12 protein-coding genes and 1 pseudogene are annotated in these 16,526 nt (G+C 29.7%); all 13 read right to left on the bottom strand.

The window, feature by feature from the left end; all coding sequences use genetic code 11:
* Positions 1-7 precede the first annotated feature (7 nt).
* Positions 8-313, bottom strand: a complete 306-nt coding sequence (locus tag GEMHA0001_RS01740) for a hypothetical protein (RefSeq protein ID WP_004263914.1) — start codon at positions 311-313, stop codon at positions 8-10.
* Entirely contained in the window at positions 314-607 is a 294-nt protein-coding gene (locus GEMHA0001_RS01735) for a TIGR04197 family type VII secretion effector (protein ID WP_004263809.1), read from the bottom strand.
* Positions 608-761: 154 nt separating this feature from the next.
* Positions 762-3,227: an SA1320 family protein gene (locus GEMHA0001_RS01730; RefSeq protein WP_004263817.1), complete on the bottom strand. Its 2,466-nt coding sequence runs from the start codon at positions 3,225-3,227 to the stop codon at positions 762-764.
* The gene (locus tag GEMHA0001_RS01725) at positions 3,211-3,624 is read right to left on the bottom strand and encodes a DUF1310 family protein (protein WP_004263813.1); all 414 of its coding nucleotides are present in this window, start codon (positions 3,622-3,624) and stop codon (positions 3,211-3,213) included. Before GEMHA0001_RS01725 ends, GEMHA0001_RS01730 begins: the two co-directional genes overlap by 17 nt.
* 108 nt (positions 3,625-3,732) lie before the next feature.
* Positions 3,733-4,182, bottom strand: a complete 450-nt coding sequence (locus GEMHA0001_RS01720; protein WP_004263850.1) for a hypothetical protein — start codon at positions 4,180-4,182, stop codon at positions 3,733-3,735.
* 9 nt (positions 4,183-4,191) lie between these two features.
* Entirely contained in the window at positions 4,192-4,581 is a 390-nt protein-coding gene (locus GEMHA0001_RS01715; RefSeq protein ID WP_004263937.1) for a DUF1310 family protein, read from the bottom strand.
* A gap of 261 nt (positions 4,582-4,842) precedes the next feature.
* Positions 4,843-9,234, bottom strand: coding sequence for a type VII secretion protein EssC (gene essC, locus GEMHA0001_RS01710; protein WP_004264010.1), 4,392 nt, complete (start codon positions 9,232-9,234; stop codon positions 4,843-4,845).
* A gap of 9 nt (positions 9,235-9,243) precedes the next feature.
* On the bottom strand, positions 9,244-10,380 hold the full coding sequence (gene essB / locus GEMHA0001_RS01705) for a type VII secretion protein EssB (RefSeq protein WP_004263790.1): 1,137 nt from the start codon (positions 10,378-10,380) through the stop codon (positions 9,244-9,246).
* A 23-nt stretch (positions 10,381-10,403) separates the two neighbouring features.
* Positions 10,404-10,658 (bottom strand): ubiquitin family protein, encoded by a 255-nt coding sequence (locus GEMHA0001_RS01700; protein WP_004264044.1) that lies wholly within the window; start codon positions 10,656-10,658, stop codon positions 10,404-10,406.
* Complete coding sequence (locus tag GEMHA0001_RS01695) at positions 10,658-11,122, bottom strand: hypothetical protein (RefSeq protein WP_004263770.1); 465 nt, start codon at positions 11,120-11,122, stop codon at positions 10,658-10,660. The genes GEMHA0001_RS01700 and GEMHA0001_RS01695 overlap by 1 nt, the downstream gene beginning before the upstream one ends.
* 12 nt (positions 11,123-11,134) lie before the next feature.
* Complete coding sequence (esaA, locus tag GEMHA0001_RS01690; protein ID WP_004263950.1) at positions 11,135-14,257, bottom strand: type VII secretion protein EsaA; 3,123 nt, start codon at positions 14,255-14,257, stop codon at positions 11,135-11,137.
* A gap of 61 nt (positions 14,258-14,318) precedes the next feature.
* Positions 14,319-14,619, bottom strand: a pseudogene (locus GEMHA0001_RS01685) (WXG100 family type VII secretion target).
* Positions 14,620-14,730: 111 nt separating this feature from the next.
* The coding region (locus GEMHA0001_RS01680; protein ID WP_040464258.1) for an SA1320 family protein at positions 14,731-16,526 on the bottom strand (1,796 nt) is incomplete at its 5' end.

The raw sequence follows: 16,526 nt of genomic DNA, 5'->3' as shown, positions 1-16,526 counted from the left end.
TCTTTCCTTATTTCTCTTTTGTTTCTAGTTTTTGCTTTTGAAGTTTTAGGTTTATCTCTTCTTCTAGTAGCGTATATTTTCTTTTGTCTAGATATTTCTTATTTTGTTTTTCAAAATAGTGTAGTTGTTCTAGGTGGGTATTGTATTGTCCTGTAAATATTTTGTGTACTGTTTCTTTTAGATATCTACCATGAATTTCAATGTCTTGATATGTATTTTCTATTTCTTCCAACTTGACTTGTTTCTTTTTGTTGTCTTTTAGTTGTTCTTCTAACAATATTCTTTTTTGATAGTTGTCTTGATCTTTTGTCATCTAGAATCCTCTTAAGCTTTTTACACCTTCTAGTTGTGTTCCTAATGTATTGTCCATTGCCTGGAATTCTACAGCTACACTATGAATGTTATTAGACATGCTTTGAATAACTTTTGACATTTTACTCGCTGTTTGGTTAGATACTTCTATACTATTTTGTGCGTTAGTGTTGCCGGCTACTGTTGTTTGCGTATCTTTTGTTACTGTTATTTCTTGGGAAATATTATTACTTGCAGTTTTCAAAGATGTTGCAGATGAGGCAGCTTGTTCTTTACTACTTTGTAATATGTTCATACGCTGTTCCTTTCTATAAAACAAAAATGATTTATTTTTTTATATTATACTATATTTTTATCCTTCTAGGTAGTGATATGTAAAATAGTCGCAACCTTATTTTAAAGTTGCGACTATCTTTTTATTATTCTAAAAGTTTTATTCTTTAATTTTCCTATTTATTCCCAAAACATGTGCTTATTAACTCTGATACATGAGAAGTCATTACCCCTAACTCTTTCATTCTACTATCTAAAGCCTCTATTGATTTCCCTTTATTTTGATTCACCAATTCAGAAAAACTTATTACCTGAGCATTTATCTTATTCATTACTAACGCTATCATTCTTTGAGCCCTTATGACCTCTGATAATGTTGAATAATTATATATCGCATCTTCTAAGTAATTCCTTAATTCTATTTTTAGCGTAGACAATGATCCTCCTGCTGAATCAATTGTTTGTATAGTGTCTCGATACGACTTTTCCAATTCTGTTATTAATTTTTCTGTCTCTTTTATTGCTGATGCAACTGCTATACTCTCCTCTATTGTGTGATAGTAGTGTATGTCATATTCTCCTTCTTCTTTTTCTTCTTTATAATAAATACCTGTCGGAAAATCTGGTATTAAACTTACCACACTCGCTTGTGTTTCTTTTAAATCTGCATAAGTATTTCTACTTTTATCTTTTGCTACTGTGAGATACGCTGTAAATGAAGTTGCCATTTTAGACGATAGATTATTAGCCTCATCATCTACTTGTTTGTCAAACGCCTTTAGCACCGCCAAATCATCGAATAACCCTGATTTTTCTACAAATGTGTTAAAATCGCTAGGTATTTTCCCTACTTTATAGTTTCCTAATACATCTTGTTTTGTATTCCAATTTTGCTCTATTGTAGTATCATTTGCTTGGTGACTATCCGCTAATGCTATTACACTTTGTCGCATACTTCTTATACATATTTCCATTGCATCCATATTTGTTTTTTCTACTCTTATTACCTCGCCTAATGGTTTAGCTATACCATCATCAAACTTCGATCTTACACCTTGCCCTTTAAATGTCTCGGCTATATTTGATTTAAATGAATTTATTGTGGCTATCCCTTGTCTAGCTATATCCGTCTTAGCAGATACCGTAATTATAGCTTCTCTTTGCGGGCTATATTCATTATAATATGTTTTTTTTACTCCTTCTGCTATCTTTCGAGCAGACACCTTAATCTTATCTAATTTTTTTACTGTTGGACTATAATCCCAAGCACTTCCACTTTGATAACACCAATGTTTAAAACCGCTAAACCCAAACCAATCAAATTGTCTTGAAAATTGATATGTATTATATTCTCCTAATACTTCAAACTTACTTTTGTTATCTTCTAATGTTGAGTAAAATTCATCAAGTTTTTTTATACTTTTTATTAACTCTATTTGCTCCAAGTAACGAACTATTGATTGTTCTAATGTCTCCGTTCTACTTTGTTTTCTGCTTTCTACATCTGTATTAGTTTGTTCAGATATACTAAGCAATTCTTTTATTTGTGCTATCTCATTTAAAAGAGCTTTCAAATTTCCAGCTAGTATTAATAGTGTAGGAAAATTTATTACTATTTCTCCACTTGCTCCAACTGGTATTAGAGGCGTTGCTTTTAAACTATCTACACTAAATTTTGCATCTAGCTTTCCATCTTGATTCACATCAATTGTTAATTCTTTATTTTTTCTCAATAGTTCCAAATACTCTTTACTTCTAGATACTTTTTCTAGCATGGCTGTTTCTTCTGGTTTTTCCCAGGCTTTTACTCTTCTTCCATGCCTATCTATTAGATTACCGTCTGCATCGAAATCATATCCTCCCCAGAGGTGTTGGTCTGCGAATGCCCCATAAGCCAATCCTACCATTGCCCCTAATGGACCTGCTATTTTTTCCCCTACAAGCATAGGTACAGTTTTCTTATCTAGACCAACAAATTTATATACTTGTCCTACTGCTCCCTCTCCTTCTTTATAGCCTAATCCTACTATATCTTCAGAGTCAACATAATTATGTATTTTATCGTATAAGGCACTTACATTCACTTTTTGACTATACGATAACAAACTATATATATTCGGACCATTATAAATATATGCTCCGTTTATCCTGCTGTAATCCGTTATAGAGGATAGTGCGTATTGGGCATCCATTGACCCTAATGAATGTCCATATATATTTATTTTTGCATTAGGATATTTTTCCATTATTTCTTTTAGATAATCTGCTGAGGCTTCTAGTTGTCCCGTCACACCTCTTTGCCCTGTTCCTATTTTTAGTCCTAATACTGTATTATTTAATCCCCAATCTCTTCCTACTTCTCCTGCTTTACCTGTAACTGATTCTAGTGGATTGGTTGAGCCTCTGTATAGCAAGGTAATTTCTTTTACTTTTGCTCTTTCACTTAAGGATGCGTTGGGCAAGGCATTACTTCCATCACTAGCTAAGGCGTATATTTGTTCTCCATTTCCACTTCGGTTATCATTAAAGTCAAGGGTTTTTCCTATTTTGTTGTAGTTATTTGTTTTCGCTTCTTTCCCTACAACATAGCTATTATACTCTGATTCTGCTATTTCTTTATGTACTCTATCTGTCTTGCTCATTTCCCTTTTCCTCGCTTAGTAATCCTTTATCTGGTACTAGTTTTGACAGTTTTTCAGAGGTTATTATCACGCCGTGTTCTAACTTTCCTCTTGAAGGATATTTATTTAATGTTGTTTCAACATCTAATTCTGGATCATCATTGATAATAACTCTAACTATTAGACCACCCATTGGATTGTTATGAGTGTAGTTCTCATCTATTTGATAACTTTTTATTTTTCCCTCTGGTGTCAAGGCTTTTTCATCCATTATTTTCAGCATATTTTCTATTGCTGCTTTCCCTTCTTCTCCATGTATTATAGTTTTCACTCTATATTTATCCATTTGTATCTTCCCTCCTATTAATATCGCTATTATTGCGACTGTACTTAATATTCCTATCAGTATTTTCTTCACTTCTCTTCCTCCTTTTTATTTTACTATATTTTACCATCTAAGTACCTTTTTAGCAATTTTTCTCCAATTTTTGTCATAAAAAATAAGCTATTATCTCATAGATAACGCTCATCCCATCTTTGTATTTATTTTTGCATTAGGATATTTTTCCATTATTTCTTTTAGATAATCTGCTGAGGCTTCTAGTTGTCCCGTCACACCTCTTTGTCCTGTTCCTATTTTTAGCCCTAATACTGTATTATTTAACCCCCAATCTCTTCCTACTTCTCCTGCTTTACCTGTAACTGATTCTAGTGGATTGGTTGAGTCTCTGTATAGCAAGGTAATTTCTTTTACTTTTGCTCTTTCACTTAAGGGGGCTTCTAGTGGCATCGCTCCTCTTCCATTTTCTGTCTTGGTATATGTAAATATTTGTTCTCCATTGTTACTTCTGTTATTATTTATGTCGGATAAAGTGCCTATATATTCTCCACTTTCTGTTCTTAATTTATATCCTACACTATTATCATCATATTCTCGTTTTGCTGTGTAAACATTTTTATAGTCTGTGTTTACCATATTATTTTATTACTCCTTTTCTTTATCCTCAGAATACATTATTTCATCTAACTTTGGTGATATAGACATACCTTCCGTCTTATAGCCCCCATTATATTTATCTTGACTTATAGTAGTATTTAATATCATATCTTTATCATCATTTACTATAATTGAAATGTCTACTCCCCCCATTGGATTTTTCTTTATTTTACCTTCATCTAACCTATAACTTTTAATTTTACCTTCCGACGTAAATGCTTTATCGTCTCTATTTTTAAAAATTCTTTTTATCGCCACTTTCGCCTCTTCACTATGCACTATACTTTTCACTCTATATTTATCCATTTGTATCTTCCCTCCTATTAATATCGCTATTATTGCGACTGTACTTAATATTCCTATCAGTATTTTCTTCACTTCTCTTCCTCCTTTTTATTTTACTATATTTTAACATCTCAATACCTTTTTAGCAATTTTTCTCCAATTTTTGTCATAAAAAAAAATAAGCTATTATCTTATAAATAATGCTTATCTTTTTTAATATTAATTCTTCATTTTACCTTTTTAAAATTTATTATATACGCTTTTTACTCGATTTCTTATTATAATTCTATACAAACTTGATATATTAAATTTGTATAGAATTATTTATTTATTTTTTTGACTTTATAACATTATCTACTCTTCTTCTATAACCTGCACGTTATCATATTTATAAGGTGTTAGAGTGTACCCTTCATTAGCCTTTAAGTAAGCCTCATTAAAGATATATGGATATTTTGTATGATCTTGATCAGATATTCTTACACCCATATAAACCTGTTCTACTAGTGGTTTTATCTGCTTAATTAAGAAATCAAAATTAGATACTAAATCTTGATAATATCCTATAAATAGAACTGTAATACCATATTTGGCTCCTTCTTTTACTAGAAGTTTAAGATTTTGTTCTGATATCCTTGAATCTCGTGAGAATGCCGCTATCTCTGGAATAATTAATAAGTATTTTTGTGAATATTCTTGTGCTTGAGTCATCCTTTTTTCAAGTTCTGTTAAAAGTTCACTAACTATTTCCTCTATTTCTAGTGGAGTTATTATCTTCTCAATGTTTGATAAATAGTTTGTTCTCACTCTATCTACCGAATCAAGTAGATAGGCCTTATATTCATTACTTATTCTGTTTAGATTATAATTGACTACTGTATAATAATTCTCTAGGGCAGCTGGTTTATCTGACGCCATCATCATTGCTCTATCTAGGGTGAATGTTGCTAATTTAGCTGTATCTCTATATAATCCTAATACAAAAGTATTATCCATATCTTTATCAGTAATTATATCATCGATATATCGATATGTAATTTTTTCTGGTAGCATTGGTATTTTTTCTGGTTTTTCACCTTGCCAATATTCTTCCATACTATTTATCTCTTCTTTAATCTCATTTATATATTCTGAATAACTTTGAGTTTTATAAGCTTGAACTACTTGGAAATGCACAATCTCATCGAACTTCACAACTGCTCTTCCTTTTATTTCTTCTAAATTGATATTCGAACGTCCTACTATCGCAGATAGGTCACTCTTATCAAATAAGAATAACGATATTTTTGTTTTGAAATTACCTTGTAACTGCAAACGCATAGCGTTCGTTCTTGATAATGTGGTCACTATATATATACCTAAAGAAGCTCCATCTCTAGCTATTGTGTTTAATACACTGATAAATGCTTCATTGTATTTAGCATCTGCCATTCCATCAAAACTATCTATCAGCATAAAAATCGTTGGTATACTCTCGGTCGATACTTCATTATACTGTGTATAATTAGTTACTTTGGCATTAGCTAATAGTGCTTTTCTATGTTTAACTTCTTCTTCTAAACGTTTTAGAGATTTTGTGATTTTTTCTTCCTCATCTAAGGTGAAGTAATCTGCAACATGCGGAAACTCATTAATAGATATAAGTCCACTTGTTCCGAAGTCATATAAATATATATGGACATCTTCTGGGGTATTTTTTCTCATCAAATCTAGCGCTATACTCTGTAAAAATGTTGTTTTTCCAAAACCTGGACTAGAAATTAACATAATATGTCCCGTTTTTTCCATATCTAGATATAATGGCGATTGTTCTTGTTTTTCTGGAATATCCTGGTAACCAACTAAAATAGTAAGTTTCTCTTTACGCCCCCAATAATCTTTAAAGTTATTATTTTGGACATCATCGCTATATATATTGTCTTTTAATGGAGGTAGCCATGGACTTGCAACTTTTGCCAATCCTGTTTTATCAAATAGTTTTTTAGTATATTCTACAATTACATCTAATTGAGTTGGTATAGATTTAATTTCTTTTCTCGCCGATAATCCACTTAGATCTTTATTTATAGGTGAATATTGTCCATTATTTCTGATTTCGTATATTGTTAAATCTCTATTATCACTATCTGATTCGTCTTCTTTATATTCTGCCCCACTCCAAGCACTTTGGAATAGTTCATAGATTTCATTGTTACCTACTTGTAAATATGCTCTACCCGTTTGTGTAATTTGTGCCGCATCCGGTGTTTTAATAATTTCACGCGAGTCTGCTACATCTTGTACTTTCAGAGCTATTTTAAATTTTGAGTTTGACCATATCTGATCGTTTACTACACCACTAGGTTTTTGTGTAGCTAAAATCAAATGAATCCCCAATGAACGTCCAATACGAGCTGTTGATATTAACTCTTGCATAAAATCTGGTTGTTCTTGTTTTAACTCTGCGAACTCATCACTTATTATAAATAAATGCGGTAGTGGTTCTTTTGCTTTCCCTTGTTTATATAATTTTGTATATTGATTAATGTGATTAACATCATGTTCAAAAAATAATTTTTGACGTTTTTTTAATTCAGCTTTTATAGAAATCAGGGCTCTTAGTGCTTGGTTAGCGTCTAAGTTGGTTATTGTCCCCACTAGATGAGGTAAGTTTGCGAATAAATTAGCCATACCTCCACCTTTATAGTCTATTAATAGAAAAGCTACTTCATATGGATGATAATTTACAACTAGTGATAAAATATATGATTGAATTAATTCTGATTTCCCTGATCCTGTTGTTCCTGCTATCAAACCGTGTGGCCCGTGGGCTTTTTCATGAAGATTCAGGTATAATATATCATCTCTTCCTCTTACCCCTAGCGGTACAGCCATAGTTTGATAAGCTTCATTTTGTTGCCAACGCTCTAAGATATTTAATTCAGCAATTGTTTTTGCTCCATACATTTCTAAAAATGTTACAGAATTAGGTATTGCATTGCGAAGGGTTTCTTCATGATTTATACCTGCCAATCCTCTTGCAAAATTTTCTTTATCTAACAATGATATCTGCTCTAATGGAGAAAATTCTTTATTTATATATTCTCCTTTATGCAATATTTGTATTCCTTTTTTATCATTTCTATAATCAATGACTGTTTTAACATGTTCCGGTAATCTCTCTATTACCTCTTCTACAAAAACAAGTGTTACTCCTACAGATGTTAAATCATCATTTATATATTCCATTATATTATGGTCTAATAATAAGCTTAAATCCGTTATAAACAATATATAGTGAGGAGTGTATAACTTTTCTTTTGATTTATCGGTATTTTGATCATAATCAAGTTTTCTATCTTTAATTATTTGATACAAAGAAGTTAACAGTTGATCTCTTGTTTGCTGATTATATATAAAACCTCTGCTATTAAATGCACTTATCTGGATGTGAGGTAACCATCTACTCCAATTCCATAGATTTAATTCATCTTCTCTAAAAATTGGAATAAACTGTACATCATGATAACTGTGAAACACCGCTATTTGCATCATTAGTTGCTGTATTTGTTCTATTGCTATTTTTCTTGTTCCTATATAACCTGTAGGCACGTGAATATCTCCTTTAACAGGAACATTTTGAATATTTCTATAGTGTGATAATAGATTATTAATATCTCCTATTACTTCTTCTCTTACCTTAGAAGTTTCAGATTTGCTATATTCTATAGAAAAACTCGGTTCCACTTCCCCTGTACCTAATCTATAAGTTAGAAAATCAAAATAATATGGTGTTTTTTCATATATTCTTCTATCTACTTCTTTTGGCATCTGCAATATTTTCTTCATATCTGGATAATGATGTTCTAACGATTGCTTTTGCTCTTCTTTACAATTGGCAAATTCTAGTTGTTTTTCTTCAAGATATTCTTTGTAATCTTTAACTTTCTTTTGTTGACGCTCCTTGAATTTTTTCCTATCAGAAACATAACTATGTATCGATGTTATAATAGTAACTGTTGACATACCAAACATCATTATCATCATTGTTCCACTAGAAGAATAGATATACATTAATATTGTAAAGAAAACCATAGCCAAAGGCATCATAAGTAGTCTCAGAAGAGACTGTCTAGATTCCTCTTCTTCCATCGGAGGTGTTCCAACGGTAACTTTATCTGTTGGTTCTCTTAAGATAATACGTGGTGAACGATGAAACTCCTCCGCTCTATTCTCATATCGCTCATCTTCATCATATGTTATCATCTCACTTTTGATTGTAGCATTACTAAATAGGCTTAAAGACCTACTTAATACTTTTATACTTAATCCTTCTAAAAATACAATCTCATCGAATTCTTTTAAAGAAACTTCACCTGTAGTTTTATACCCATTTAAATAGAAAACTCCTTCACTTACGATTTTTGTTTCTTCCTCATAACTTATCAAAACAGGAAACTTAATTTCTTTAAAATAAATATCTGCAAGATCTGTTGAATCTATAAGAACATTTTTTCTATCCAATAAAAAATATTTATTTTTTTCTAAAATCAACAATCTTAACTTTAATCCAATTAATTTCAAAGTATAAATTCCATGACTATATTCATTGTAATTTATAAGTAATCGATCATTTTTTACTTGTATTAAAACCTCATCTATTGCTTCTTCTATATAGATATCACATTCTCTTGTATTTCCCAGACGATACTTTCTATTAGGATAAAGCATATAATTTTTTTCTTTATAAATAATATAAACCTTCATTTCTTCCTCCTATTTTTTATCGTCTTTTTTTATTGCTTCTTCAGATCCTAAATATTTTTTCTTTAGCTCTTCTAGTTTTGATTTATAACTATTTAGTTGCTCTGTTCGTTTTTCTGAAGACAACTCTGGATTACGTTGCAATTCATCTATTTTCTTAGTTATACCATACATTAGCAATTGCGGATCATCTAAAAAGCTTGCAACATCTATTGCTTCATCTATCTTAGCTTGACCTATCAAAATCCAATAGCTTAAGTAGTCAGCATTAGATTGATTATTTATCTTGCTTAATCGCTCTTTTTGTTTTTCTGTCAATGGCTCAGACTGAATAACTGAATAAGCTATAATATATTTATCTTCTTGACTAATAGACTTTCTATTCATTTTCTTACTTTTTTCTATAACATTAGAATAATCTTTATTTATAAATAATAATCTTATATCTGCAATTTTATCTTTTTGAGGAATTGAGTATAATAACATATACCCTATCAAAAGTCCTAATACTAGCGTTGCTATACCCGTCATTAAAAAACTTGTTTTTAAAAACTTGATATTTTTCTTTGTTACACGTGTATAGTTTTCTATATTATCTTGTTTTTCTTTATTATAAAAATCTAATAATATATTAACAACACCTTCTAATGTTGGTTCTTTGGCTATTTCTTCACAAAACAGATTTCCTCTGTAAAATTCTAATGCTCCGGCAGACAACTTATCATAATGTGCCTTTACATCTATTATTGAGATAACTATAGCTTTATATTGATTTAAAAATTCTTCATAAGAAATTCTGTCATATGGATATACTTGGTTTACCACCCCTCTATAAACTAAAAGCGGTATCCCATTTTCTGTAAATACTATTGATTCTTTATCGAAACGATATGTATACTTAGAGTTTTCTAAATCTGTATAAATTTTTGACAGATTAATAAGATAACGTAATTTATCTTTTAAATTTAATAACATTATCTTGTTATAATCATCATATTGCTCAAGAACTTCACTCTTTATTCTGATGTTATCTTCATCAACTTCTATAGTTGTATCTACAAAAAATGGTGATTTTGCCACCAACAAAGCCTGAGCTATTTCCTTATTTCCTTTAATTTCTTCTCTCGTTATCTCCACAACATTTTCCATCAATTCATCTCTCCTTTCATATATTAAATTTTTTCTACAATTAGAAAACTTCCACTTCTAATATCCGAAAAATCTGCTATCCTACTAAAACTAGTTAATAAAACATTTGTTCCTCTCATCCTAACAATAGGATTATCTATTTCTAATTGAAGAGAGTATGCTTCTACTAATGTTTGTAATAATTCTTTTGTTGTAATTTTTTGAGGAATTCTTATATCCATAACCCTATCTAAATACTCTCCAAAGTCTATACTAATATCTATATATTCAACACTCATTATGCTCCTCTTTTCTTATAGAATACCTTAACAATTGACAATGTCATTACAAAAAATGCCCCTATTATTATCAATATGTTCTGCCAGTTAAAAACACTTTTTTTCTCCTTTAAAATAATTTTCGTGTTTTCTGAATTTCCTTTTAGTTGACTTTCCAAAAATATATTCTTTTTATAATTGTCTAGCTCTGTTTCTTTTTTTATCTCTATATCGAAGATAAGAGCCCTATCTTTTTTATAAGATATAGACTCTTTTTCTTTCTGTTCTGAGATATTTTTTACTAAAGCTTCATTAAATAATTTTGTTAATTCTGTTTCTTGTTCAATATAGAAACTTTCCTTTTGATATGCACTTTCCGATATTCTTGTATCTATTTTCAAAGAACCATCTTCGGCATATACGTCTTGTTGAAAGAACACTATACAGCTTAATATTGTCAGGATTAATTTAAAAACTTTACCCATTTCATACCTCTATTAAATATTCTTTATTTTTTTATATTCTGACATATTAAAAACTGAAACTAAAATTGTAAAGATAAATGAAATACCAAAAACAACACCCCAACCATCTTGATTATTTAAAAATGATGTTAATGCATTTTCTATATAATTCAATGGAGATATATATGATAATACTTCATTTGCTTTTGTTCTCTCATCTAGCAGTTGCCCAGCAGTTACTAAATATAGCAATAAAATACTTATACTAATTAATAACCCTGTAGATTTAATTTTATTTAACAACCAATTATTCATTCCTGTAAATAAAACCATTAACAAGAACATTAACACAATTAATCCTAATGTCTTTTCGAGTACATAATCTAATTTACCTCCTACTATTAAGCCTATAATTATAGATAGGACAAAGCTTAATCCCATCATTATAGTCATTGGTAGTGAAGCATTCTTCCACTGAACCCTTGAAACATATCTCTGATTCTGAATTTTTGAGAAATCAGTATTTTGCAATATGTGAGCCAATAAAACACTTATTAAATAAACAACTACGGTCATAACAAACCCTGTTCGTGTATCCTGTTTTAATGCAATATTTTGTGTATTATTTTCTGAAACTAACTTCGTAATATTCCCTGCATTTATTGGATTCGATAGATAATCATAAACAGCCTTGTTTTTACTATTACCATCTTTCGCATTATTTAGTACCTTAGAAAAAGTTTTTAAAAATTCTTCATTATCTCCATAATTAGCATCCATAGAAGACTTTAGATCATTAACTTTTGAAGCTAAGCCTGTTCCATCTCTTTCCAATGTTTTTACACTATTCCCTAAACTTTCAAACCCTTTATTTACCACTTCAGATGTTGATTGATTTGATTTAGTATTATTGAGTAGTGTATTACTTGCCCCCATTAATTTAATTAAATCTTTATTAATTTCTAAACTTACTGTAACTAACTCTGTGTTATCTCTTTTTTCAGTTTCTTTAAGTTCAGGTTTTTCTTCTAAAGTCTTTGAAACCTTTTCTGTTTCTAAAATAGTCGCACTTAAATTATCAGAAAAAACCTTAGTATTTTTTCTTAGTTCCCCTATAACTTTATTTAATTCTTCAGCATTAACTTTTAAAGCTTCTATTTCACTGAATTTTTCTTTTGGAATTGTTAGTTCTGTTTTTAGTTGATTCGTTATAGTTTTTGCAACTATAGAAGTTAGTATTTCATTTAAATTTTTCAATTCAGCCTTTTTCAATAAAGATCCTTCTTTTGGTTCTAATGAATCAAAATTATCTTTATTTAAATCTAAACCATATATTGTTTTCACAACAGAAAATAAATTATTATAGTTTTTTAAATCATTATAAATTGCTTTATTACTCTCTTTTAAATTAAAAGGTAATTCAAATGGGAATATGACTTGAGTTTGTGTAGACCTATTTTCAATATCTTTATCTTCTTTTGAATATAGAAGTTTACTTGTTTTTTTACCATCTTTATCAGTTGTCTCTATTTTTTCTCCCTCTCCGTGTACCATAGATACAGACCTAACTGTATCTATTTCGGCATCAACCACAGCAGGAGACATCATAAGTACTTCACCTTTATACTCTAGTTTATAATTTATATTTAATTCCTTTGTTGGCTGATTCAATGTAATAATAAATTCATTGTCACTTATTTTACTAATTGAACCATAATTAACATTTAAACTATTAAATTTATAAGGTGAATTAACTAAAACACGCACTCTTATATACTTATCTTCATTATTTTTTAGTGAAATTGTACGATTTTTTGCCAATTCGTTTAAAACTACACCTTTTAAATTTAGTAATCTTTCCTGACTAAACGTTGTATTATTTTTAGCTAGAATAATATTATTAGCTTGAGAATACTTTTCTGCAAAACTATTTATATTTTTTAAATATTTTTTATCTTCTTCACCAATTTGTAGGTTTTCTATCATATTCGCATCATAATAAGGTAAATTCCTTACAGCCTCACTAACCCTCTCCAACATAGAACCTTTTAAATCATCAATCATTAATCCTATAGTTTGTTGATTAGCATTATCAACTGCACTTTTCTTCATAGAATCTGATACTGCTTCTTTTATTTTGTCTTGATAAGTATTAGTTATTTCTAATACATTACTATTCATCCCATTAAAAGTAGTTAGAATAGTTTCAATAGCCTTATTTAGATTTTTCACTTTCTGTTCAGATTCTGTATAGGCTACTGGATTTGTTAATTCTTCAGAAAGAAATTTTTGAGTTAATTTTAAATTGGATAATTCTTCTTTAACTGATAGTTTTTTTAATCCTTCATCATATAAATTCAAATTATTTTCTCGAATTTGGAGTGATGACTGCCAGTTTTCTTGTAATAGTTTTATTTTCTCGATTTCTTTATCATATGTTCTATTAGTATCCATAATTGAAGTAAATGCTTCATTTGTATTATTTATACTCTTATGGAAATTACTAAAAGAAGACAACATATTTTCACTACTACTTCCTACACCTTTAAATTGATTTGAATAATCTGTAAGTGGTACCAATAAATTAGATTGATACTTATTTAAAACACTTCTTTCTCGTCCAATTGCTGCTCCCACTTGAGTCTGAGAAGATTGTAAATTTCCTATAATACTTGAGAAATATACATTTATAATATCTTTATTAAAAAATTGTTTTATCTCTGATACTGCTTGTTCTGCCTGTTTAACTATATCCTTTTTATCAGATTTTATTTTGTACTGAAATATAGCTTGCTTGGGATTTCTACTCTCTAATGCTAAAACATCTTGAGAGAATTTACTCGGTAACACTAACATAATATTATAATTACCAGCCTCTAATCCTTTTTCAGCAATAGCTCTACTCACTGTCTCTAATTTATACTCTGTATTCTCTTTTAAAGTATTCAACAGAACACTACTCATTTGTATATTGTCACCATTATACACTACTCCACTATCCTCATTTACAAAAGCAATTTTAATATCATTATTTGTTATTTTTGCTTCTTGATTTCCAGGGATAACTGGATTAGGTTTTATTACACCATAAAATACTATAATTGAAGTTAAGACTATTATTATAGACGACAATATTATTAATCCTTTTTTACTCATCCTACCTCTCCTTTTCTATAAAAAAAAGGTCGATGTAATCCTCAACCTCTTTCTTCTTATTTTAACCGTTTAAACCAAAATTACGTGATAGGTCTTGGTCGTGTTGTTGCATAGCTTGTGCTGTCTTATCTAATTGTACATTGATTTGTTGCATTAACTCTGCAAAATTTTGAACTTTTGGTTTTAATTCATTAAATTGATTATCAAAAACCTTGGAAAGCTTGACCTTCCCATTCTCCTCGTAAAGTATCCTGTAATCTTTGTAAATTACTTAAAATTGTATTAATATCTTCTGATGCTCTCCCGTACTCACGTGCACGGCTTTGTAGTACCTCTGGAGAAACTCTAATTTGTCCTGACATAGTCAATCTCCTTTTCTATATTTTATTCTCTATAGTATAACATATCATAAACATATTTACAACTTATATTATAATACAAAATATCTCTTCAGAATTGCGTATCTATATCACTTATGCTTGATCACCAAAACAATCCCCTATAAACATCTTATAATATTCTAAACTTCTATTTACCTCTTCTAATTTCTGGTTCAGTGCTTTTATCGCCTCACCACTCATACCTTCTGTTCCTATATGTTCTTTTACGTATTTTATTTCACTTTGACTCTTTTCTATTATTCTTTTTACTATTTTTTGAGAGTTTACTATCTCATCTAAATCAAAAGCTTTATAGATTCCCTCTTCTATTATTTTCTTTAAATTTGGTTCTAAGTATCCTAAATTGTTTTGGGTTGTTTTTATTACCTGTATAGTCTGGACTATTCCCGCTTTTTTAGATATTATTTTATCTTGAATATCCGTTATATTGTCTACTACAATTTCTGGGTATAACCGTTTGAACTCCCCCCAGTATCTTATTCTTGTTTTAGTTGTAGTTTTTGTTTCCCCCTCTTCTTGATACTCTTCTGTATATTTTTCTTCCACTTCCACCGTTAGTGGATAGTTACCTTCCACATCCACTATCGCACTTTTTGCATCATCTACAAATCTTAACCAATTTTCCAGACCACTTACAAGTGTAACCAGACTATCTCCTATTATTTCAGCCATTTTCTTCGCATATTCTTTACTTCTTTTTTCTACTTGTTTATCAAACGCTTGAATTACATCTTTTACATCATCAAATATTTCATCACGTTCTAAATAGGCTTTATAGCTTTGCGGCATATTTTTTACTGGATTACTTCCTAGAAAGATTCCTTGTTGTAGTTTTGTACCTATCCATCTATCTTGTTCTTCGAAATTTTCCGCTAATCCTTGCGTTAGCTCTACTGTGTTTTGGAGTTGTTTTTCTAATTCTTCTATATTTTTCCCTGCTACTTCTAGCACTTGTTTTAAAGATTGACTTATTCCGTCTTCTTTTCCTGTCCTTAGACCATCTCCCTCAAATGTCTTATCACTTTCTTCTAATAATCTCTTAATATTATTTTCTATTTCTTGCCATGATTTCAGTATAGTTGGTTTTCCTCTAAAAAGGTTGGATATATCTCTTGTTTCTTCTTTTATACTCTGAGTTAACAGCGGTTCTACTGCGTGTCTCAGTATTCCCAATTGATTATTATATGGTGCTGGATTTAGTTCATATCCTTTCACTATAGGTTTTTCATTTATTGAGAAAAACTCCATTTTTAATTCATGGTAACTTTGTAGATTGCTTAATGAGTCTTTATTTTTTATTATTTCTCCTACTGATTCTCTTAAATTGTCTAGTATTAATGGTATTCCAATATTATTTAATTCTTCTTGTATACTTTCTGTGACTTGTTCTTTTCTTTGGTTAAAGTCCATTCTTACTTTATTATTTTTTTCTATACATAATTTTGTTATGTTTTTTATTATCTCTAGGTCATTTATTACTTTTGTTCCTATGTTACTACTTAGGGTTCTTAATACTTCAGGATTTAGTTGAATTTTCCCTTCACTTACTATACTAGCTTTATCATCCAATAAATTTCTTCTCTTTAAATCTAATTCTCCCAATTTAACATCTATTTTTCCATCTCCATCTATATCTATGTTGGGTTTGATTTTATACAGTTGCCCAGTTATTTTTTCTAATTCTTCCTTTAATTCTTCTGAGTTTAATATGTTTCCCAGTAAATGCCATCCAGAATTTTTTAATATATGTTCTACCCCCAAATATTCTCCTTTTAAATAATCAGAAACATTATTTAATACATCTGCTTCTGACTGTATCCTTATAACTCGTCCTGTAAATATCTCCTTTAAATTTTTTATCTTATCTT

The organism is Gemella haemolysans ATCC 10379, from assembly GCF_000173915.1.
In the GTDB taxonomy this organism is placed as follows: Bacteria; Bacillota; Bacilli; order Staphylococcales; family Gemellaceae; genus Gemella; species Gemella haemolysans.
This window is presented reverse-complemented; position numbering and strand designations above follow the sequence as displayed.